The organism is Halopelagius fulvigenes (assembly GCF_042662625.1).
Classification (GTDB): Archaea; Halobacteriota; Halobacteria; order Halobacteriales; family Haloferacaceae; genus Halopelagius; species Halopelagius fulvigenes.
Genome location: NZ_JBHSXH010000015.1, coordinates 214,081 through 234,209 on the forward strand (window position 1 = coordinate 214,081; position 20,129 = coordinate 234,209).

Here is a 20,129-nt window from a genome sequence, read left to right on the forward strand (position 1 = left end):
TTCTCGTCACGCCCGTCACTCGGTGGCGTTCTGGTACACCGCCCTGAGCGTCACGCGGAAGGAGTGACTGGCGACGACCAACACCCCGAAGTATACGGCTCCCCCGATGGCGAGGAGCACTCCGAGGTGAACCCACGATTTCACCGCGATGGCGAACTCGAAGGCTGCCTTCACCACCGCGAACATCAGCGCACCGGCGAGCAACTGTTCTTTCAGCGGCCGGGGCAGGAGTTCCGCTCCCGTCTCCCGACGGACGAGGCGGAAGAACAGGAGGTATCGGATGGACTCCGCGACGATGGTCGCGAGGACGGCTCCCAGCGCGCCGAACTCGAGGATGAGTGGTACGCCGATAACGACGTTGAGGCCCAACGTGAACGCCGACACCTTGACGATGAGGTTCGGGAGATCAAGTCCGTTGACGACGCTCTCCATCGGGTTCGACTGCGACCGGAAGACGGAGAACAGCGTGAGGCCGACGAGGAGTGTCGCCGCCTCGACGTACTCTGAGCCGTACACGGTGACGATGAGGGGGCGCGCGATGGCGAGTGCGCCGAAGAACAACGGTATTGAGATGATACTCGCGTACGACATCGTGTTGGTGATGTCCATCGTGGAGGACTCGCCTCTGCTCGACGAACTACTCACTTTGTTCATCAACCCCGTACCGGCGAGACCAGAGACGAACATCGCGGGAACCGTGAACTTCAGCGCCACCTCGTAGTACCCCACCGCCGCGGGTGTCACGAGGAACCCGATGAGAAGGATGTCCAACCGGTCGTACGCGTGGCCGACGATTCGATTGAAGACGCTGTAACGGGCGAATCGCCACACCGAGGCGAGCGTCTCACGCGACGGAGCCTTCGGGATCGTCCGAAGGTAGTAGTGGGTGATCGGTATCGTCAGGTACGTCGCGGCAGAGAGGCCGTACACCATCCCGGCGGCGCCGAACCCGACGAAGACGAAGAGTACCTGCAACCCCGTCGTGAAGACGGACCTGAGCGTGTCGTTCCACACCTCCACCCCGATACGCCCGCGCGCCGGGAGGAGTTGCTGGAACGACGCGAAGAAGACGAGGGCGACGAGGAGGACGGCGTAGAGCGGAGCCGACCCCTCGATGCCGGTGTAGGCGTCAAAGCGGCCCTTGAGGAGGAACGCCACCGGTACAAGGAGACCGACGAGCACCACGTTGAACAGCAGTTGGGTACCGACTATCTCCCGGCGGTCCGTCCCGGACTCCGAGAACCGCTTCATCGAGGCGTTCGCGACGCCCATCACCGGACGGAGCGACATCTGTACTACCGTATGCAGGAGGTAGAACCCCCCGAACGATGCCGGCCCGAGAACGCGCGCGAACAGGATAGTCCCCGCGAAGCCGAGAACCGCCTGTATCAACTTGCCTGAAAACCCCTTTGCGACTTCGAGGCTGAGGCTCGTATCGTCTATCTCTGACTTCTCTCCGCCTTCGTCGGGAGATCGATTCTCGGACATTCTCGGTGCTACGGACGAGCCGCCTTTAGGAAGACTGTTCCCTCGCGTCGGAATATCTCCGAGGTGCTCAGGCCGAACTCGTTGAAACGGCGCGTCACGTCGTCGATCGTCACCGTGTCTAGGTGGACTTCACAGTAGATAACGCGCGCCTCGGCGAGCGTGTCTCGGAGACCGTCGATGACCCCTAACTCGGCTCCTTCGACGTCGATCTTCACGACGTCCGGTTCGTCGATGTCGGCTGAGTCGACGTATTTGTCCCCGACGACGAGCGATACGTCCCACGTCCTGGCCGTCGAGGACGAATCGGTGATCGTGAACGTTCCGACGCCGACCTCGTCGTTGTCTCCAACGGGGAGGCCCAACTCCGCCGTGCCCTCCGAGTCGGAGAGGGCCACCTCGTGGACGGTGAACTCCCCTCCGTTTTGGCTGAGGTTCGCCCTGAGTCGGCGCGCGGTCTCGGGATGCGGCTCGAAGGCGTGGACCGTCGCCGCGACTTGCCCGGCGAAACAACTGTGGGTCCCGATGTTCGCGCCGATGTCGTAGAACACGTCGCCCGGCCGGAGTTCGGAGACGATGTCCGAAATCACGTCTTCCTCATCAGTCAGCGTCCGGACGCGTCGGTACTCGTGGAACGTCGAGGGAACGAACTCGGCTGTGACGCCACTGACGGTTCGAGACTGAACGTCCGAGCTCAGTTCGTACAGCGCCCGAAGGTACCACCAGCGTAGATTGATGTCGAGACCGAACACAGTAGAGAGGGTCGCCATTGCTCACCTCTCTTAGTGCTGGCTATTTGAAAACCACGGGTTTCACTCTGTCCAGTAGACCGAACGTACGGACAGGGCGACGCAGACACGGACGGTCGCCTTCGCGTTCACTCCAAGTACCCCAGGTCGGCCAGTCGCTCTTCGACCTCTCCATCGTCCGTCTGCACTCGGTCCGCCACCTCGAACTCGGGGTAAGATATCGGCTCGACGGCGTCCACCACGGCGAGCGTCTCGCCGTCCATCTCTTCGTCGGGCGCGACGCCGAACGTCGAGAGGACGGTCGGCGCGATATCGAACAGGTGCGCTCCCGAGAGGTCGGCGTCGGCGTCGACATCTTCACCCGCCACGGCCACGACGCCGTCGGGTTTGTGGTTCCACGGTTCGGGCGAATCGAAGGTGTCACCGACGTGCACCGACAGCGAGTTCTCGAAGTCCCGCGGGACGCAGAGCACGTCGACCGCCTCGTCCGCGTAGGGGCCGTAGATGTGCGTCTCGCGCGGAACCACCTCGTCGAACACGGGGCGTCCCTCGGGGTCGGTCAGCGATTCGAGGACCGAAATCACGTCGTCGCGGGCGGACTCGTACTTGGACGCGGGGACGACGCCCGACGGATCGCGACCCTCGACGTTGAGCCTGACGCCGAGTTCCGACCCCGAACGGAGGTACGCCCGGGAGGACTCGAAGGAGACGCTCTCGCTGGCGGCGAAGACGGCCCCAATGGGGACGTGCTTCCCGACGAACTCCGCCAAGCCGAGACGTTCGAGCACCGCCTTTCCGCGCTGGTAGGTCAGTCCGCCCTTCGCGGCGAACGCGGCGAGTCGTTCGACCGCGGTCGGTCCGTCGTCGGCGTCGGTGTCGGCGTCGGCGTCGCCTCCAACGAGTTGCTCGTCTTTGACTTGGAACCATGACGGCACGCCCCGGCCGTCGGTGGCCGTGTCCAGCAGTCCCTCCCGACGCAAGAACTCGTTGACCTGAACCTCGTACCCGTCGTACTCACCGATTCCGTGGTCCGAGGCGACGACGACCACGTCGGGGTCGCACGCCGACAGCGTCTCGCCGAGTTCCTCGTCTACCGCCTCGTACACCGCTCGAACCTTCTCCGAGTCGCCGGGGAAGTCGTGGAAGACGGCGTCTGTCTTCTGAAACTGGACGAAGCCGAAGTCGGGGTCGAAGCGGTCCGCGAGGTAGCGGAACGCCTCGCCGCGAAGGTGGGTGAGCGCGAGGTACTCGTCGAACTTCGCCTCGTCGTCCACCCGGTCGTCGGTCTCTCGTTCGGCGTAGACGCGGTACTCGCCGACGGCGTCGCGAACGTCGTCGAGGATGCCCTCGGGATGACAGTCGGGTTCGTCGGGTGCGAGATAGCCCGGAATCACCGCCCCGTCGATGTCGCGCGGCGGGTGGGTGACCGGGGCGTTGACGACGACGCTCGACAGACCGTTCTCGTCGAGGTAGTCCCACATCGTCCGCGCCTTCACGTCGGACCCGTTGACGACGTCCCAGTCGTAGCCGTCGAACGCGAGGAAGTCGAAGACGCCGTGTTTGCCGGGGTTCTTCCCGGTGTAGAGAGACGGCCACGCGCTCGCCGTCCACGGCGGAATCTGCGAGCGCAGGGGGCCGGTCGCTCCGTCTTCGAATACCTCTTCTAAGTTCGGCAGAGCGCCCTCCTCCAACAGGGGGTCGAGGATAGGGCCGCAGGCGGCGTCGAGACCGACGAGTAACGTACGCATGTTCGGGCAAACGACGATACCGACTAAAAATCCTCCCGTCCTGTGTCACCCGAGGTAGCCGAGGTCACGAAGATTTCGCTGCACGGCGTCGCTGTACTCGCGTTCGTCGCCGTCGCCGTCACCGCGGTTGAACTCGTCGTCGACCTCCGCCGTCAGTCGGTCGCGGAGGTCGGACACCACGTCGGGATCGGGATCCACCACCTCCTCTTGGGACGGCAGGCGGTAGAGAGACGAGGATCCGTCGGACCGGAGTTCGAGGCGGTAATCCTCGGTTCGGATGCTCTTTCGTCCGACCCGCATCCACGCGAGCGTTTCCTCGGACACTTCTGACTCGGCTTCGGGGTTGCCGTGTTCGGTGTACGCTCGCTCGGCGACGACGTGGTCGCGTCGCTCCGGTCCGAAGAGGTCGATGCCGTCTGTCTCGGGTGCCTCCACGTCCGAGAGCGCACAGACCGTCGCGAACACGTCTGCGAGCGACGCCAGGTCCTCCCGTCGGCTCCCGGTCGGAACGCCCGGCCCGGCGAAGATGAGCGGAACGCGGAGGACTTCGTCGTAGAGACCGACACTGTGGTAGAGCAGGCCGTGTTCGCCAAAGTACTCTCCGTGGTCGGAGGTGAGGACGAACACGGTGTCGTCGGTCAAGTTACGTTCGTCGAACCACCCGAGGATGCGACCCACCTGGTCGTCGAGGTACTCGACGCTCGCGCGGTACCACTCTCTGACGATAGCGAGTTCCTCGTCGGAGACGTACGAATCGTCGTCGTAGTATCGAAAGCGGATGTTGTTCGAGCGTTTTCCGTCAGCGACCGCGAACACCCGCTCGTCCCTGACCGAGTCGTCCTCGATTCGACCGGGCGTGAGCAACTCCTCGAACACATGAAGCGGCGGTCGGGACAGCGACGGCGTTCGGTCCGTCTTGTACGGCCGCGGCGGGTCGTACGGCGCGTGCACCGTCGTCAGATTCATCATGCCGAAGAACGGCGACTCCGCGCCCCCGAGTGCGTCGAGGAACTTCTCTATCCGTAGTTCGTTATAGTAGTCGTTTCCCCGCGTGAATAGCCGGAACGTGTCACGTCGGACGGAATCGTCGGTCAGCAGTTGTTCGAACCACTCGACGGACGGTCGCTCGGCGACGTGATCCCACGGTTCGTAGTACCAATCGAATCCGCGGTCGAGGTTCGTCGGCGACGCCATCTTCGAGGGCCCCGACACGCCGTAGGTGTCGTACCCGGCGTCGCGGAGGCGGTCCGCCAGAAGCGGGACATCATCGTCCATCGTCGGCATGTTCCCTTGAAACCCCGAGTTCGAGGGCCACAACCCGGAGAAGAGCGTTCCGTGGGCGGGCGGCGTCCACGCCCCCGCGGAGAACGCGCTCTCGAAGCGGGTTCCGGACTCGGCGATCCGGTCGAGGTTCGGCGTCTCCACCGCGTCGTCGTCGTAGCACGAGAGGGCGTCGGCCCGAAGCGTGTCGAATACGAGGAGAACGACGTTCGGACGAGGGGTCATACCCCGTGTATTCGACCGAATCGGATAAATCGTAGACGCCGTTCGCACCCGGTGGCGGACGACTGCAGGCGTTGCGCTATCTCCGCTTCACTTTTCTGGGATGACCGGGCACCTGTTCGAAAGATGAACCCCGACTCTGCTCGCGTCGCCATGCTGTATCAGGATCCGCACCCCGCCCACCGAGGGTTCGCGGAGGCCATCGGCGCCGACCTGGTGGACTTTCGGGGCTTCTCTCCCGACGCCCTCGGCGACGGCCTGCCGGCCGACGTCGTGAACGGACTCCGCGCGCCACCGTACGACGTCTACCTCGTAGAGGGTTCTCGACCGCTCTACGCCGCCCTCGTCAACCGCGTCGTTCGCGGCTCTCGGCTCGTCTACCTCTGTGCGGACCACGGGCTCTACAGCCTCGGCCGAGACGACTTCGAGGGGAGTTCGGGACTGAAGTCGCTCGTCGGACGGTTCGGCGGGCCGGCGGTCAGCGCCGTCGGTCGTCGATACGTCGACGGCGTGGTCGCCGTCTCCGAGTTCGCCGCGGACTTCACCCGTCCTATCGTGGGCGCGGACACGCCGATGGCCGTCGCGCACCCGTACGTCCAACCCGACGTGTACGACTCTCTCGGCGGTGTCGCGCCGTCGCTCGACGGGAAGGTCGCGGTGACCGTCGGTCGGCCGAGCGAGTACAAGGGCGTGGACTTGCTCGTCGAGGCGTGGCCGCGCGTCCGGGAGCGACATCCCGAGGCGGAACTCCACGTCGTCGGCGGCGGCCACCCTGAGTCGTACGCCGACACGCCCGGCGTTCGGGTTCGCGGATACGTCGAGGACCTCGCGGACGCGTTCGTGCCCGCATCGTTGTACGTCCAGCCGTCGCGGATGGACACCTTCCCGGTGAGCGTCTTAGAGGCGATGCGTGCGGGGCTTCCGCCCCTCGTCACCGACACCACGGGGACGCGGTCCGAAGCGCGCGAGGTGGACCCCTCGCTCGTCGTCTCAGCGGACCCCGAGTCGCTCGCGGGAGGTGTCTCGACGTACTTCGACCGAGTGTCGGAAGAGCGCCGTCGCCTCTCCGACCTCGCCCGGAAACGAGGGTCGACGTTCGACGCGGAGTCGCGGAAGGCGGCGTTCGCCGAGGCGTTCCGCGGCGTACTCGAAGAACTTTAACGACGCTGCTTCGATGGTACCGCTATGACCGTCTACGTCGTCGGCCTCGACGGAGCCGACTGGTCGCTCCTCCGACGTTGGATGGACGAGGGCGCGCTTCCGGCGTTCGAGCGTCTCTGCGCGGAGGGCGTCACCGGCGACCTGCGGAGTACGCTCCCGCCCATCACGTTCCCCGCGTGGAAGTGCTACTCCACCGGGAAGACGCCCGGGAAACTCGGCGTCTACGAGTGGTTCTCGTTCGACCGGGAGCGCTGCGAGATAGCGACAAACGACTCCTCGGACTTCAGGTCCCGCGAGTACTGGGACGTCCTCGCGGACGCCGACCGCGACGCCGCGGTCGTCAACATGCCGACGACGCACCCGCCGCGGACCGCCGACGGCGTCCTGACCGTCGCGGGGAGTCCGGCGTCCGAGCGGGGGGAGTTCACCTCTCCGGAGTCGCTGAAACCCGACCTCCTCGACGCCGTTCCGTCTTACCGGGTGAAGCCGAACCTCGTCCTCGGTGAAGCGTCGCCAGACGAACTGGTAACCGAGGCGCGAACGCTCGTCGACCAGCGCTTCGACGCGGCGGAGTGGTTCGCCGCGGAGCGCGACCGCGACCTCGTCCACCTCACCGTCTTCATCACGGACACGGTTCAGCACCGCCTGTGGGACCGCCCGGGGCACATCCGCCGGTTGTACGAACGCATCGACGACCGACTGGGAGAACTGCTCGACGACGAGGGGACGGAGGCCGTCTTCCTCATGAGCGATCACGGCTTCGTCGAGATAGACGAGACGTTCCTCGTCAACCAGTGGTTGGCGAACCGCGGCGATCTGGTGGTGGGCGAGGACTCCTCGCGGACCGTCCTCTCGTCGCTGGGGCTCACCGAGGAGCGACTCAAGCGATTGGTCGACAGGCTCGGCCTCGTGAACCTCGCGCAGGCCGTCGTCCCCGAGTCGATTCAGCGGCGCGTCCCGAACGAAAGCGGACGCCTGTCGGTACAGGATGCGCCGGTTGATTGGGAGCAGACGAAGGCCATCTCGCTCGGTCGGGGGCCCGTGTACGTCAACGACCGCGCGTTCGACTCGGACTCGTCGAAGGCGGCGTACGTCGAGGAACTCGCAACGGCGTTCGAGTCGCTGGAGACGCCCGACGGGACGCCCGTCGCGGCGGCGGTTCACGACCCCGGGGACATCTACACCGGGGAGATGGCTCTCGCGCCCGACCTCGTCGTCGAGTACACCACGGGCGTCGACGCGCCCGAATCGCTCGGCGGCGAGGTGTTCGGCGAGCGGTTGGAGTGGCTCGCCACTCACCGGCACACCGGCGTTTTCGCCGCGTGGGGGGAGGACGTCGCCGAACGCGACGAGGCGGCGGAACTGTCGCTGTACGACCTCGCACCGACCATCCTCCACCGCCTCGGCGTCGCCGTCCCGGAGGACGTCGACGGGGACGTCGCGTTCGACGTCCTCGCCGGCGACGCCGCCGCGCGCGACGTCGAAGTGGGTCCCGCGACGGCGACCGGAACGGGAGACCGTAGAGCGGACCAGCGAGACGTCGAGGAGACGCTGAAGGATCTCGGGTACGTGGAGTAGGCAAGTCCGGTCTTTCTTGCTATGCACTTACCAAAGGCGCTGTGCGGTCCGACGGAGCGCTGAGACGGGGCAGTGCATAGACGATCACTGGTCCTCTGCGGAGTACGGTAACGGACGTAGGGACGACGGAAGGAACGTTCCGAGCAGGTACCCCGCGGTGGTCGAACGCTACGCTCCGACCGACGACGTCAGAGGTACCCGAGCGCGGATAGCTTCTCCTCTACGGTCCCTTCGTCTCGCGCGCTCCGTTCCGTGTCCTGTTTCGGATCGTACTCGCCCGTATCTTCGGCGCTCGTCTCGTACCAGGGGACCCGACGGATCGACGGTATCGGAACCTTCGGATGTCCGTACACGCCCAGTTCACCGGCGGCGTTCCCGTGGTCGGCGGTGACGACGACCCGTTCGGCGTCCACGCTGCCGAGCAACAGTTCGACCTCTCCGAGGATGTACCGGAGGTTGTCGCGGTAGCTGCGCCACACTCTCTCGCGAGTTAGCTCCCCCTTCCGCAGTCTGTCCCACGGGTCTTCCCACCCCGCGCCTTCCCCCAACGTCTCGGCGTTCATCCCCCCTCCCAACGGGTCGGGAATCGACGGGAAGTGCGGTTGCATGTAGTGGACGATGAGTCGGTCCGGGTCGAGTTCACGCTTCGTGCTGATAGCGCGGTCGGTTATCGGTCGCCCCGGAATCGTGCCCGCCTCGTCGTCCCACTCGTACCGCCACACTTCGTCGAGTTTGCGCAACGAATCGTCGTCGAGCACGCGGTGGCTGAACGGATTTCCGGTGACGTACGCTGTCCGCTTCATCTCGTCCCGCCGACGCTCGGTGAACGTGTTCTCGAGCCATTCGATGGAAGAACTCCCGACCGAGACGAGTTCGTCCGGCCGGTTGAGGAAGGGGTACTCGTCCGCGACTTCGTCGATGACGTCGACCCGGCACGCATCGAGGACGAGGAGCACGTCCCACTCCCGGTCGTAGACGTTCGTCGTTCCCGGATAGAACTTGTTGAGCCGTCGCAGCCCTCCGATGTACAACTCGTAGCCGCCCTCTCGTAGTCCGTCTACCGGGCCCCGCTCTCGAACGCTCGTCCTCGTCTTGCGGATCCAATCGCTGAATGTCATTGTAGGTATCCAAGTTCTCGCAGGTGGTCTTCGACCATCTCGTCGTCCTCGTCGACGCCGCGTTCCCCGCGCCGCATCTCCGCCATTCGGCGCTGGTGGTCGTCGAGGGCGGCGGCGAGTTCGTCGTACACCTCGCTCTCCTCGCCGGAGCGGTCGTCCCCCGGTTGTTCGTCGGGCGTCTCGCTCACGTCGAAGAGGAACTCGCCGTCGTCGGCGTGGCGGAGGAGTTTCCACCCGTCGCTCCGGCGCGCGAAGCTCCGGCTGTAATCTATCTGCCGACCCACGTCGCCGAAGGCGAACTCCCGCGCCTCGACGTCACCGCGGGCGACATCGAGGGCGGAGGCGCCCTGCCACTCGTCCGGCGGGGCGACGCCGGCGGCGTCCGCGAGCGTCGGGGCGGTGTCGAGGAGTCGGACCTGCCCGTCGACGGTTCCCGTCTCGCCGACGCCGTCGACGAGGAAGGGGACGCGCACGACGCCCTCCCAGAACTCCGGCGGGTGGCCCGCGTGGCCGTGTTCGCCCACGAGTTCGCCGTGGTCCGCGGTGAAGCAGACGACGGTGTCGTCTCGGACTCCGCGGGCGTCGAGTTCGGATACGAGCGAGGCGAACTGGTCGTCCGCGTAGGCGCACTCGGCGTCGTACAGGTTCTTGATCAGGTCCCACTCCTCGTCGGTGACGTCCTCGGGGTGGTGCGTCCCCTTTCGCGAGAGGCGGCGACACTCGGCGACGCCCATCTGTTCGTCGAGGAACCGTCGCTGGTACTCCTCGGGCGCCTCGTAGGGGTGGTGGACGTCCATGTAGTGGAGCCAGACGAACCAGTCCTCGTCGGCGTCCCTCTCGTCTATCCACTCGAGGGCGCGGCGGTTGAGCGAGGCGGCGCGTTCGTACTCGCTGTCGTTGCCGGTCGTCTCCGACCAGAACGCGTCGAGGCGGGTGTAGACGCGTTCGATGGTCTTGAACAGGAGGCCGCTCTTGTCGAGGTTCGACTGGACGAACTGCTTCAGTCTCCCCGCTTCGGTCGAACCGCTGGCGTCGTGCATCACGTCGAACCCGCGGTCGTAGTTGTACGACCCGCTGGCGAAGTGGTTGTCCGTGTACCCCGCGGTGGCGTAGCCGGCGTCCCGAAGACGCTCTGCGAGAGTGACGACGCCACCCTCTGCGGGGATTCCGAGCCCCTCGATGCTCGCGAAGTGACGGCTCGCGTGGATGGACGGGAACGAGGCGGGCGTAGAGGGACCGTTCGCGATGCACTGTCTGAATTCGAGTGCGTCGTCCGCGAACGACCGCGTGAAGGGCATGACCCTCTCGTTCACCCTATCAGCGCGGAGCGAGTCCACGGTGACGAGTAGGACGTTCATACTCCTTGCTCCTACCGACGCGACAAAAGCACTCTGTACTTCTCCTCGATCCGATCGGTGACCGCCTCCCAATCGGGGAGGCCGGCGGAAGACGTGTCGCGGTTCACGACCTCGGTGATCGCTTCCGCGACCGTGGCGGGTTCGACGTCTCCGACGCCGACGCACCCGTCGCGGCCGACCCAGTCGGAGAGTGCCCCCGCTTTGCGCACCACGCACGGCGTCCCTGCGGCCAACGACTCGGCGACGGTCATTCCGTACGCCTCGAACGACGAGAGCGTCAGGTGAGCGCTGGCGCCGGCGTAGAGCGAGGGGATGCGGTCGGCGTCGACGAATCCGAGGAACGACACTCTGTCGTCCACGCCCTCCTCCCGAGCGATCCGTTCGAGTTCGTCGCGGTACGGTCCCGACCCCACCACGAGAAGGTCGTACGCCGACAGTTCGGAGAGGGCTCGAATCGCGTGTTGGACGCCCTTGTACTCCTCCAATCGACCGACAGTCAGGAGGTACGGTCGGTCCCGGACGACCGGTTCGGCGCGCTCGAATCGGTCCACGTCGAGTCCGTTCGGGATCACCGTCGCATCGACGCCGAAGTCGTCGGCCAACCGCTCTCGCTCCCAGTCGCTGACGGCGACGACGGCGTCGGCGCGTCGGACGGCCCGCCGACCGAGCGGTCGGTACAGCGAGAGCAACCGATCTCTGAGGGAGTCCGCGCTCCCGCCGTGGTAGTGCGGCGTCGCGACGAACCGTCGGTCGCCGACGCCGAGGGCGGCGAAAAAGAGGGGGAACGAGTGGTAGTTGTGCGCGTGGACGATGTCCGCGTCGCGACGTCGGACGGCGGCGGTCACCTGCGGGCAGACGTGCATCGCCCCGCCCGGTGCGAGTCCCCGGTGCCGACGCACCCGAACGCCGTTGCGGCGTTCCCGCCGGAAACCGCCATCTCCGGCGTCGGCGGTGACCACCGTCACGTCGTGACCGCGTTCGACCAGTCGCTCGGAGATCTCACGAACGTGCGTCTCCACGCCGCCCGACTGCGGCGGGTACCGCGGCGTCACCTGCAGTATCTTCATTCGTACACGTCCCGGAGTTCCTCGTCCACGTCCCAGATCGCCGACCCCTCGCCGCGCAGCAGCTTCACCGCAGCGAAGAGCAGCGACACCTGCGTGTCGAACACGGCGTAGATGGGTTGGAGGCCCCCCAAGCGGTCCCGAGAGCCGAGGAGGGTGAACGCCCCCAGCGCGGCCGGAACGGCGAGACCGAACGGCCCCGCGACGGCGAGTCCGGCGAGCGTCGTCGCCGCCACCGCGCCCGCGAGAAGCCACGGCGAGAGTATCATGAACCACCAGTTGAACGGGAGGACGACGCCGCCGTAGAGGCCGTGTCGCCCGAGTGCGTCGCGGTGCTGGACCAACAGCCGAATCAGGCCCATCGCCCGGCGGTCCTTCTGCGTCCGTCGCTTCCCGAACTCGGAGTGAGACGCCTCCATGTAGCGGACGTCGGGGTCGAAGACGACGCGCTTGCCGTTGCGCCGAATCTTCAGGGCGAGTTCGGTGTCGTCCGCGATGGAGTTCGGGTCGATGGGGACGATCTCGTCGTTCTCGAACGCGGAGAACGGCCCGTGGAAGATGAGCGTCGAGTCGATGTGGCTCTCCAGCGTCTGAATCATCGCCTGGACGCCGCGGTACCCCTCCTCGACTTCGCTCCCGCCGAGGACCTCGACGTTGCGGCCGGTGACCGCGCCCACGTCGGGGTCGGCGAGGTTCGCGGCGGCCTCGCGGAGGGCGTCGGCGGCGACTTTCGAGTCGCAGTCCGTCTTGACGACCATCTCGTTTTCCGCGGCGGCGTAGGCGTCGTTGAGGGCGGGCGCGAGTCCCCGCCGTTCGTCCTCTTCGAGGAGGTTCAGCGTCGGGTGTTCACGTTCGGCGAAGAAGCTCCGAACGATGTCTCGCGTGTCGTCGTCGCTGGAGTCGACGACGACGACTTCGACTTTCTCCGTGGGGTAGTCGAGCGAGACGATGTCGCGGAGTTTGTTCTCGATGATGCGTTCCTCGTTGTACGTCGGGAGGACGACGCTGACCGTCGGTTCGGCGGGTTCCTTCTTCGCGGGCGACCCGGAGGGGTTCCAGACCTTGTACAGCAGAAGATACAGCACGTAGGGTAACCCCGTCAACGACAGTAATCCCGCGACTGCGGAGACGAGGCGGCGGACGAACGTACGCATACCCGTCCTTCAGGGACGGAGATAAAAATCCCCGCGGTCTGAGTCGTCGTCCGCGTTCGTCTCGTCCGGGCGTCGGTGCGATTACTCCGACTCGCCCTCGGCGCTCGCTTGCCCCGCCCCCTCGTCGCCGCGTTCGGCCTGTATCCTCCGCTCTGCTTCGTCCCGGTCTTCGGGGTAGCCGACGTCGATGCGCCACCCTTCGAGGCGCAGGGCGTCGATGGTCCGTCCGCTCTCTATCAACAGGTCGACGGCGTCCGAAATCTCGTACTCGCCGCGGTCGGACGGTTGCACGAGGCGGCACGCGTGGAATATCGCCGGCGAGAAGGTGTAAAATCCGGTCATGACGAGATTCGACGGCGGGTCGTCGGGTTTCTCGACGACGTCGGTAATCTCGCCGTACTTGTTGGTGTCGCAGACGCCGTACCGACTCGCTTCCTCCCACGGCACCTCCTCGACGAGGAAGGCGGCGTCGGCCCGGTCCTCGCGTTGCCGTCGGACGACGTCCTTCAGGTTCGCCCGGAAGACGTTGTCTCCGAGCATGAGCATGAAGTCGTCGTCGATGTGTTCTTCGACGGTCAGCAACGCGTGCGCGAGTCCCTTCTGTTCGCGTTGGTGGGCGTAGGTTATCGGAATGCCCTCGTACTCGTCGCCGTAGTGGCTGATTATCCTCTCCTTCAGGTACCCGACCACGAGGACGAACTCGTCGGCGCCGAGCTCTCGGAGTTGGTCGAGGCAGTGGGTGATGATCGGTTCGCCGTCGATTTCGACCATCCCCTTCGGTTTGTCGTCGGTGAGGGGTCGAAGTCGAGTTCCTTTGCCCGCCGCGAGAACCACTGCTTGCATGTCCGGTTCTTCTCCGTAAGCGCGTATATATCTCATGTGTAAACGCATCCGCTATATCGAGACGCATCTCCTGCGTGTCGACCGAACGCCGCCGGCGACGGTGACGAGACGCGAAGCGTCTTGTCCGCCAACCGGAACGCGAAGCGTTCTGGTGACGTTGCCGACAGAGACAGCAACCCTTTTGCGCTACCCCCAAAGAAATCCGTCCAATGCCGCCACTCGACTCCGTCTGCGTTCTCATCCCCACCTACAACGAGGCCGAGACCATCGGCCGCGTCGTAGAGAATTTCCGCGAGGAGGGCTTCGAGAACATCCTCGTCATCGACGGCGGGTCCGAAGACGGCACCGCGGAGGTCGCCGAGGAACGCGGCGCGCGCGTCGCCATGCAGTCGGGGTCCGGAAAGGGACAGGCCATCCGCGAGGCGGTCGAGTACCACATCGACGCGCCGTACGTCCTGATGCTCGACGGCGACGCGACGTACCGCGCGGAGGACGCGCAGGCGATGCTGGAACCCTTAGACGAGGGGTACGAACACGTCATCGGCGACCGGTTCGCCGACATGCGCGACGGGGCGATGACGAAGTTCAACCAGATCGGAAACGGCATCGTCAACGACGCCTTCGCGGCCATCCACGGCCAGAACTTCGAGGACATCCTCTCGGGCTACCGCGCCTTCACGCGCGAATCGTTCTCGCGGATGACCCTCACGGCGGACGGGTTCGGCGTCGAGACGGAGATGGCCGTCGAGTGCATCAAGCGGAACATCAAGACGGCGGTCGTCCCCATCGCGTACCTCCCCCGTCCGTCCGGGTCGGACACGAACCTGCGGCCCATCCGCGACGGCGGCATCATCTTTCTGGAGCTGTACCGCCGAGCGAAGACGAACAACCCGCTGTTCTACTTCGGGAGCGTCGGCGGTATCTCCACCCTCATCGGGATCCTCGTCGCCGTCTACGTCGCCGTCGAGTGGGTGACGGTCCGCGTCTCGCACGAGGTGCTCGCCGTCGTCGCCGCGGGCGCCATCCTGTTCGGCGTCCAACTCCTGATGTTCGGCGTCCTCTCCGACCTCATCCTGACGCTGCACCGCGACACGCTCCGAAAGATAGACGACGAGTTCGAGTCGAGCGAGTCCGGCGAGACGACGAGGGCGGCGAAAAGGGCGGACGCCGCCGAGGACGCGCCCGCGCCGGACGGGGAGACGGTCGAACGGACGAACCGGGGCTGAACGCGGCGGCGGTTGGCGACCCGCGGGAGACGAGAAACGACGGACCGCGCGAGAGGGGGCGACGGCGAGGAGAGGCGACGACTCAGAAGGGGAGCAGACTTCGAAGCTGCTGTAAGAACCCGCCGGACGCCGAGGAGCGGTACTCCTCGAACACCGGGTGCAGTTGGTTCAGAAGCTCCGTCTCGGTATCGAACTCCGAGGACGGGACCGACGAGAGCGCTTCCTCGATCGCGACGCCGTTGCCCGAGGCGTCGTACGGTATCTTCGCGTTGTCGAGGGCGCGGACCACTTCGTCGTCGGTGGCCGGGAACTGAATCTCGGCTTCGGACAGTCGAGCGTCGAGCGCCGCGATACCGAACTCGAGCGTGTCCGGTTCGTCCCCTCCCTGCTGTGGTGGTCTGACCGCCATTACGGGCCGATACGTGTTCATCGTTGGAAAAACCCCCGACTGACGCTCTGGCGGACGAGACGCGGGAATCTCCCCTCGACGTCGCCGTCGGACTCCATCCGCGGTCCTCGGTTCCGTCTGCGGTCCTCGATTCCGCCCGGAGCCGAATCGGCCGCCGTCCGTCGCCGATTCGGGGCCGACACGCTCGGCGGGACGGCGGCGGACCGGGGGAATCGAGCGCATCCGTTATACTTACCCGGAACGTCGTCACCGACGAGAACGACGATGACGGACTACACCACCGTGTCCATCCCGAAGGACCTCGCGGACCGCGTCGAAGAGACCATCGAGGGGACGAGTTTCTCCAGTACGAGCGACCTCGTTCGGTTCCTCCTGCGGAGTATCGTCATCCAACACCAGAAGGAGGGACAGCTCACGGAGGCACAGTTCGAGGAGATAACCGACCAACTCGCGGATTTGGGGTATCTCGACAGGTGATCGGGTAGTTACTCGGAGGCGAGCGACTCGTTCGGCGGGTGGGCGTCCACGACGTCGAGTCCGAACCCGCGTCCGCTCCGGTCGAACGCCTTGACCGACTCGTCCTCCCACGGGGGGACGGCGACGATGACGGCCGCGGCGAAGTCGTCCTCTCGCGTCGGCCGGGGCGGCCCCTGCGGGTGAGAGACGAACCTCGCGCGCCCGCGCCCGGCGGGCGTCCCGAGGTCCAAGCCGAAGACGGCGTTGACGGAGCTGCCGGCATCGGGGAGGTAGAACGTCGTCAGTACGGGCGTCTCGGGGTCTAGGCCGACGTCTCGTTCGAAGTCGCCGGCGGGCGTCGCCGTGAGGACGACGCTCATCCGCTCGGGTTCGCTCTCCTCGGCCATGTCGAGGAGAACGTCGAGCAAGCCGCGGGTGATGTGTACCACGGTAGAACTACGGGGGGAACAGATAAAAAACGTGACCGGATTCGACGCCGCTCGGCGGACTCGCGCCGGGAACGGCGCTTCGAGGGCGTCGTTTCAGGAGACCATCTCCCTGACCGCGCGCCCGTACGCGCCCGGCATGTTCCGCCGCGCGTCGTCCAGCGCTTGTTCGAGTGCGCGGGCCGCCCCCGCGAGAACGCCCTCGCCGTGGCCGACGAGGAGTCGTTCGGGGTCGTACCCCGAGAGGTTCTTCCGCGGCGGGAACGGCCGGCGCATCGGGTGGACGCCCACCGTCTCGCCCGGCGCGCGGAAGAACGACGCGGTGCCCACCGACTCGGGGACGACCATCGTCCCGTCGGACCGGCGGACGAACCCCGCCTCCTGCCACGGCGGGATGGAGGCGTCGCGGACGACGAACGACTCGAACCCGGAGTCGCCGAGGCGGCGGCCGAACCGTTCGACGGGCGCGGCTATCTCCTCTACCACACCCGCCATCCAGTCGGGAACGTACACCGAAACCCCGTGGCGGGTCGCTATCTCGGCGGCGTCGCGCTTGTGCCGGTCGAGTCCGACGACGACGCCCGCGACGTCCCCGAACTCGGCCAACAGGTCGTCGAGTTCCGGCGCGTCCACCGGGTCGAACACCCAGACGCCCCCGTCGTCGCCGACGACGGCGTGACTGGCCCGTTGCATGTCCTCCTCGGGGTACGCTATCCACCCGACCCCGTCGTCCCAGCGGTCGATTTCGCGGTACTCGCTCGAACCGCTCCCCTTCATCGGCATGCCCGAACAGAGGGCCGGAACGCGCTTAAACGCTCCCGCCGTGACACGCCCGGCGGGCGACGGTTCGCGGATCGGAGCGAAACGCTCGCGGGTCAGAGGGATCTATTTCGGGCCGGCGCGCGTAGGGCCGCCATGCTCACCCACCTCTGCCGCCTCGCACTCGAAGTGAAGTACGTCGGGTCCGCCCGCGAGTTCTACGAGACTCGGCTCGGGCTGGTCCCGGCCGACGAGTCGGACTCGGAAGTCGCCTACGACGTGGGGGAGACGACGCTCGTCCTCCGGCGACCGACCGCCGTCCCCCGCGGCGGAATCCACACCCACTACGCCTTCTCGACCACCCGCGAGGCGTACAACGGGTGGGTCGAACGCTTCTCCGATCTGGACCCCGTGGAGTTCTCCTTCGGGTCGTCGCGGTCGGTGTACGTCTACGACCCCGACGGGAACTGCGTCGAAGTCGGCGGCACGGAGTCGGCCGAGTCGGCGGGCGCGGACGGGGCCGTCGGACCGGACGACGCCGGCCCCCTCACCGGCATCTTCGAGGTGGTGTTGGAGGTGGCCGATTTAGACAGCGCCGAGGAACGGTACCGCGCTCTCGGGTTCGAAGTCGTAGACGAGGGCGCGGAGAGGCGGCGAGTTCGCCTCTCCGGACCGGTCGATATCGAACTGTGGGAACCGCAGTTGGGAATCGCGGACGCGCGCGGGGGCGTCCACGTGGACCTGACGTTCGCCGCGGAGGACGCCGAGGCGGCGGTCGAAGCCGGCGGTCCGTGGGCCGACGGCCCGGAAGAGGTAGACGGCGGCCTTCGCGTCCGCGACGCCGACGGCCACGTCCTGACGTTCAGAGACGGTCGGTGTTGATGTTCGTCCCCGGCGGCGTGACAACGAGGAAGTTCCGGAAGTGCATCAGGCTCCCGCCCATGTCCTTGATCTCGCGCGCGAACCCCGTCGCCAGTTCGTTCAGGTCCCCCTCGATGGCGAGAAACAGGACGTTCCCGTTCTCGACGCTCCGAATCCACTCGTCGGGGTCGGTCGTTCCGTCGAGGGCCGCTAGCACCACGTCCCCCTCTGCGTTCTCCTCGTCGAGATGCTCCTCGGCGGAGGCGAGGTTGAGTTTGAAGTCGCCCATATCGGTTCGGATTGGAGACCAACACGAAAAGCGTTCGGTCGTCTCGACGGTCTCCTGACTGAGAACTGACGGGAACCGAACCCGTCGAATCGCGCCCGCCGGTCCGAGGCGTGCGGCGTCGCCTCCTCCTCTCGGCCCCCGCCCCGTCCCCGCCGGACGCTCCACGTTCGTCCACATCGGACCGCGCGCGAGGACGCCGAGAGATAATTCCTCAACTTTAGAGACGAAATTTGACTATTGTACGGAACGCCAACCGGTTCGACCGCCGCAGGAATATAAGGTGATACAAACACCTTGGATTGACCAATCCCGTTTACGTCGTGCGATTACGGGGTTCGAGGCGGTTGCGTCGAGGGAGCGAGTACCAGCCGTGTCACTGTCTCACGGAAACGCTTATATACCGCTGTAGGCACGGGACTGATACAATGTCTAACGACAAGGAGGCTTCGTCGGATTCCCCGGCGGGTCGAGTTCTTCCAGGGCACATTAGCCCAAATTACTGAACCAGAAATTCAGAACGTACGGATTTTCGACACCACGCTGCGCGACGGCGAGCAGTCGCCACGCACCTCGTTCAGCTACGAGGAGAAGCGGGACATCGCGGCCACCCTCGACGAGATGGGGACGCACGTCATCGAGGCGGGCTTCCCGGTCAACTCGGACGCCGAGTTCGAGGCCGTGAGCGACATCGCCGCCGCCACCGACACGACCGTGTGCGGTCTGGCGCGCGTCGTCGACAAGGACGTGGAGGCCGCCCTCGATTCGGGGGTGGAGATGGTCCACGTCTTCGTCAGCACCAGCGACGTGCAACTGGCGGACTCGATGCACGCCTCGAAGGAGGAGGCCGTCGAGCGCGCAGTCGCCAGTGTCGAGCGTGCGAAGGAAGCCGGCGTCGAAGTCATGTTCTCGCCGATGGACGCCACGCGAACGGACGTGGAGTTCCTCGCCGAGATACTGGAGGCGACGGACGACGCCGGGGCTGACTGGGTCAACATCCCGGACACGTGCGGCGTCGCGACGCCGACGCGCTTCGCGGACCTGATTCGGACGGTCCGAGAGCACACGTCGGCGAAGATAGACGTCCACGCCCACGACGACTTCGGGCTGGCCACCGCCAACGCGATGGCCGGCTTCGAGGCGGGCGCGTCGCAGGCGCAGGTGTCGGTCAACGGCATCGGCGAACGCGCCGGCAACGCCGCCTACGAGGAGGTCGTCATGTCCGCGGAGTCGCTGTACGACGTGGACAGCGGCATCGACACCACGCGCATTACGGAACTCTCCCGGATGGTCGAAGAGGCGAGCGACATCCCGGTGCCGGCGAACAAGCCGGTCGTCGGGCGCAACGCCTTCTCCCACGAGAGCGGCATCCACGCCGCGGGCGTCATCGAGAACTCGGACACGTTCGAGCCGGGCGTGATGACGCCGGAGATGGTGGGCGCACAGCGCGAGTTCGTCCTCGGCAAGCACACCGGCGCACACTCCGTCCGCAAGCGACTGGAGGACTCCGGCTTCGTCCCGACGGACGACGAGGTCCGCGAGGTGACGCGCCGGGTCAAAGACTACGGCGCGGAGAAAGAGCGCGTGACGGTGGACGTGCTCACGCGCTTCGCCCGCGAGGTGGGCGTCGAGCGCGACGACGAAGAGGAGGAGGTTCGCGCCTGATGCCGCGCGCCCCGTTCGCTCACGCTCGTGAGCCGCGGGTGCGCGACGCCCGGGCCGTCCCCTGCAATCGTTGCGCCGCGCGAAACGTTGATAAGCGACCGGACGAATCCAACGAGTACGATGCGACAGCAGGCCGTACTCGACGCGTCCGTCCCCGCCGCCCAGCCCGTAGTGGCGGCGACGGACGACGTGGCCGCTGTCCGGTCGCTCATTATTGTAGGGGCTGCCTAGCCCCTTACTTCACTTCTATCGACGGACTG

Annotated in this window: 19 protein-coding genes; 6 read left to right on the top strand and 13 right to left on the bottom strand. The window is 66.2% G+C overall.

What is annotated here, in order from left to right:
- Positions 1-15: 15 nt before the first annotated feature.
- The 4 genes from ACFQEV_RS10950 to ACFQEV_RS10965 all read right to left on the bottom strand — a co-directional run bounded on the left by ACFQEV_RS10950 (position 16) and on the right by ACFQEV_RS10965 (position 5,488).
- Positions 16-1,488 carry a lipopolysaccharide biosynthesis protein gene (locus tag ACFQEV_RS10950; RefSeq protein WP_379695783.1) on the bottom strand — a complete coding sequence of 491 codons (1,473 nt, stop codon included), beginning with the start codon at positions 1,486-1,488 and terminating at the stop codon, positions 16-18.
- A gap of 8 nt (positions 1,489-1,496) precedes the next feature.
- Positions 1,497-2,255, bottom strand: a complete 759-nt coding sequence (locus tag ACFQEV_RS10955) for an FkbM family methyltransferase (protein ID WP_379695785.1) — start codon at positions 2,253-2,255, stop codon at positions 1,497-1,499.
- 107 nt (positions 2,256-2,362) lie between these two features.
- Positions 2,363-3,982, bottom strand: coding sequence for an alkaline phosphatase family protein (locus tag ACFQEV_RS10960; RefSeq protein WP_379695787.1), 1,620 nt, complete (start codon positions 3,980-3,982; stop codon positions 2,363-2,365).
- Positions 3,983-4,027: 45 nt separating this feature from the next.
- Entirely contained in the window at positions 4,028-5,488 is a 1,461-nt protein-coding gene (locus ACFQEV_RS10965; protein ID WP_379695789.1) for a sulfatase, read from the bottom strand.
- Between the two features lie 123 nt (positions 5,489-5,611).
- Here ACFQEV_RS10965 and ACFQEV_RS10970 point away from each other — a divergent pair, with 123 nt between their 5' ends.
- A complete protein-coding gene (locus ACFQEV_RS10970) occupies positions 5,612-6,646 on the top strand; it encodes a glycosyltransferase family 4 protein (protein ID WP_379695791.1) in 1,035 nt (344 codons plus the stop codon).
- A 24-nt stretch (positions 6,647-6,670) separates the two neighbouring features.
- Positions 6,671-8,224: an alkaline phosphatase family protein gene (locus ACFQEV_RS10975; protein ID WP_379695793.1), complete on the top strand. Its 1,554-nt coding sequence runs from the start codon at positions 6,671-6,673 to the stop codon at positions 8,222-8,224.
- A 188-nt stretch (positions 8,225-8,412) separates the two neighbouring features.
- Here the strand turns inward: ACFQEV_RS10975 and ACFQEV_RS10980 are convergent, their stop codons facing one another.
- The 5 genes from ACFQEV_RS10980 to aglF form a co-directional block, all read right to left on the bottom strand.
- Entirely contained in the window at positions 8,413-9,342 is a 930-nt protein-coding gene (locus ACFQEV_RS10980; protein WP_379695795.1) for a hydrolase, read from the bottom strand.
- A complete protein-coding gene (locus ACFQEV_RS10985; RefSeq protein WP_379695797.1) occupies positions 9,339-10,700 on the bottom strand; it encodes a sulfatase in 1,362 nt (453 codons plus the stop codon). The genes ACFQEV_RS10980 and ACFQEV_RS10985 overlap by 4 nt, the downstream gene beginning before the upstream one ends.
- A gap of 11 nt (positions 10,701-10,711) precedes the next feature.
- Positions 10,712-11,767: a glycosyltransferase family 4 protein gene (locus tag ACFQEV_RS10990; protein ID WP_379695799.1), complete on the bottom strand. Its 1,056-nt coding sequence runs from the start codon at positions 11,765-11,767 to the stop codon at positions 10,712-10,714.
- On the bottom strand, positions 11,764-12,918 hold the full coding sequence (locus tag ACFQEV_RS10995) for a glycosyltransferase (protein ID WP_379695801.1): 1,155 nt from the start codon (positions 12,916-12,918) through the stop codon (positions 11,764-11,766). Before ACFQEV_RS10995 ends, ACFQEV_RS10990 begins: the two co-directional genes overlap by 4 nt.
- A gap of 81 nt (positions 12,919-12,999) precedes the next feature.
- Positions 13,000-13,761 carry a UTP--glucose-1-phosphate uridylyltransferase AglF gene (aglF, locus tag ACFQEV_RS11000; protein ID WP_379695803.1) on the bottom strand — a complete coding sequence of 254 codons (762 nt, stop codon included), beginning with the start codon at positions 13,759-13,761 and terminating at the stop codon, positions 13,000-13,002.
- Between the two features lie 209 nt (positions 13,762-13,970).
- Between aglF and aglJ the strand changes: the two genes are divergently transcribed.
- Entirely contained in the window at positions 13,971-14,987 is a 1,017-nt protein-coding gene (gene aglJ / locus ACFQEV_RS11005) for an S-layer glycoprotein N-glycosyltransferase AglJ (protein WP_379695805.1), read from the top strand.
- An 82-nt stretch (positions 14,988-15,069) separates the two neighbouring features.
- Here the strand turns inward: aglJ and ACFQEV_RS11010 are convergent, their stop codons facing one another.
- The gene (locus ACFQEV_RS11010) at positions 15,070-15,396 is read right to left on the bottom strand and encodes a hypothetical protein (RefSeq protein ID WP_379695807.1); all 327 of its coding nucleotides are present in this window, start codon (positions 15,394-15,396) and stop codon (positions 15,070-15,072) included.
- A gap of 264 nt (positions 15,397-15,660) precedes the next feature.
- Here ACFQEV_RS11010 and ACFQEV_RS11015 point away from each other — a divergent pair, with 264 nt between their 5' ends.
- The gene (locus ACFQEV_RS11015; protein ID WP_379695809.1) at positions 15,661-15,873 is read left to right on the top strand and encodes a ribbon-helix-helix domain-containing protein; all 213 of its coding nucleotides are present in this window, start codon (positions 15,661-15,663) and stop codon (positions 15,871-15,873) included.
- 8 nt (positions 15,874-15,881) lie between these two features.
- Here the strand turns inward: ACFQEV_RS11015 and ACFQEV_RS11020 are convergent, their stop codons facing one another.
- Positions 15,882-16,301, bottom strand: coding sequence for an MPN domain-containing protein (locus ACFQEV_RS11020; RefSeq protein ID WP_379695811.1), 420 nt, complete (start codon positions 16,299-16,301; stop codon positions 15,882-15,884).
- A gap of 93 nt (positions 16,302-16,394) precedes the next feature.
- A complete protein-coding gene (locus ACFQEV_RS11025; RefSeq protein WP_379695813.1) occupies positions 16,395-17,081 on the bottom strand; it encodes a hypothetical protein in 687 nt (228 codons plus the stop codon).
- A gap of 132 nt (positions 17,082-17,213) precedes the next feature.
- Between ACFQEV_RS11025 and ACFQEV_RS11030 the strand changes: the two genes are divergently transcribed.
- Entirely contained in the window at positions 17,214-17,939 is a 726-nt protein-coding gene (locus ACFQEV_RS11030; protein ID WP_379695815.1) for a fosmidomycin resistance protein, read from the top strand.
- Here ACFQEV_RS11030 and ACFQEV_RS11035 read toward each other — a convergent pair.
- Positions 17,920-18,207, bottom strand: a complete 288-nt coding sequence (locus tag ACFQEV_RS11035) for a DUF5779 family protein (protein WP_379695817.1) — start codon at positions 18,205-18,207, stop codon at positions 17,920-17,922. The two genes, ACFQEV_RS11030 and ACFQEV_RS11035, sit on opposite strands and share 20 nt — an antisense overlap.
- Positions 18,208-18,624: 417 nt before the next feature.
- On the opposite strand from ACFQEV_RS11035, the gene ACFQEV_RS11040 reads away from it, so the two are divergent.
- Positions 18,625-19,869 carry a LeuA family protein gene (locus ACFQEV_RS11040; protein WP_379699841.1) on the top strand — a complete coding sequence of 415 codons (1,245 nt, stop codon included), beginning with the start codon at positions 18,625-18,627 and terminating at the stop codon, positions 19,867-19,869.
- Positions 19,870-20,129: the final 260 nt, after the last annotated feature.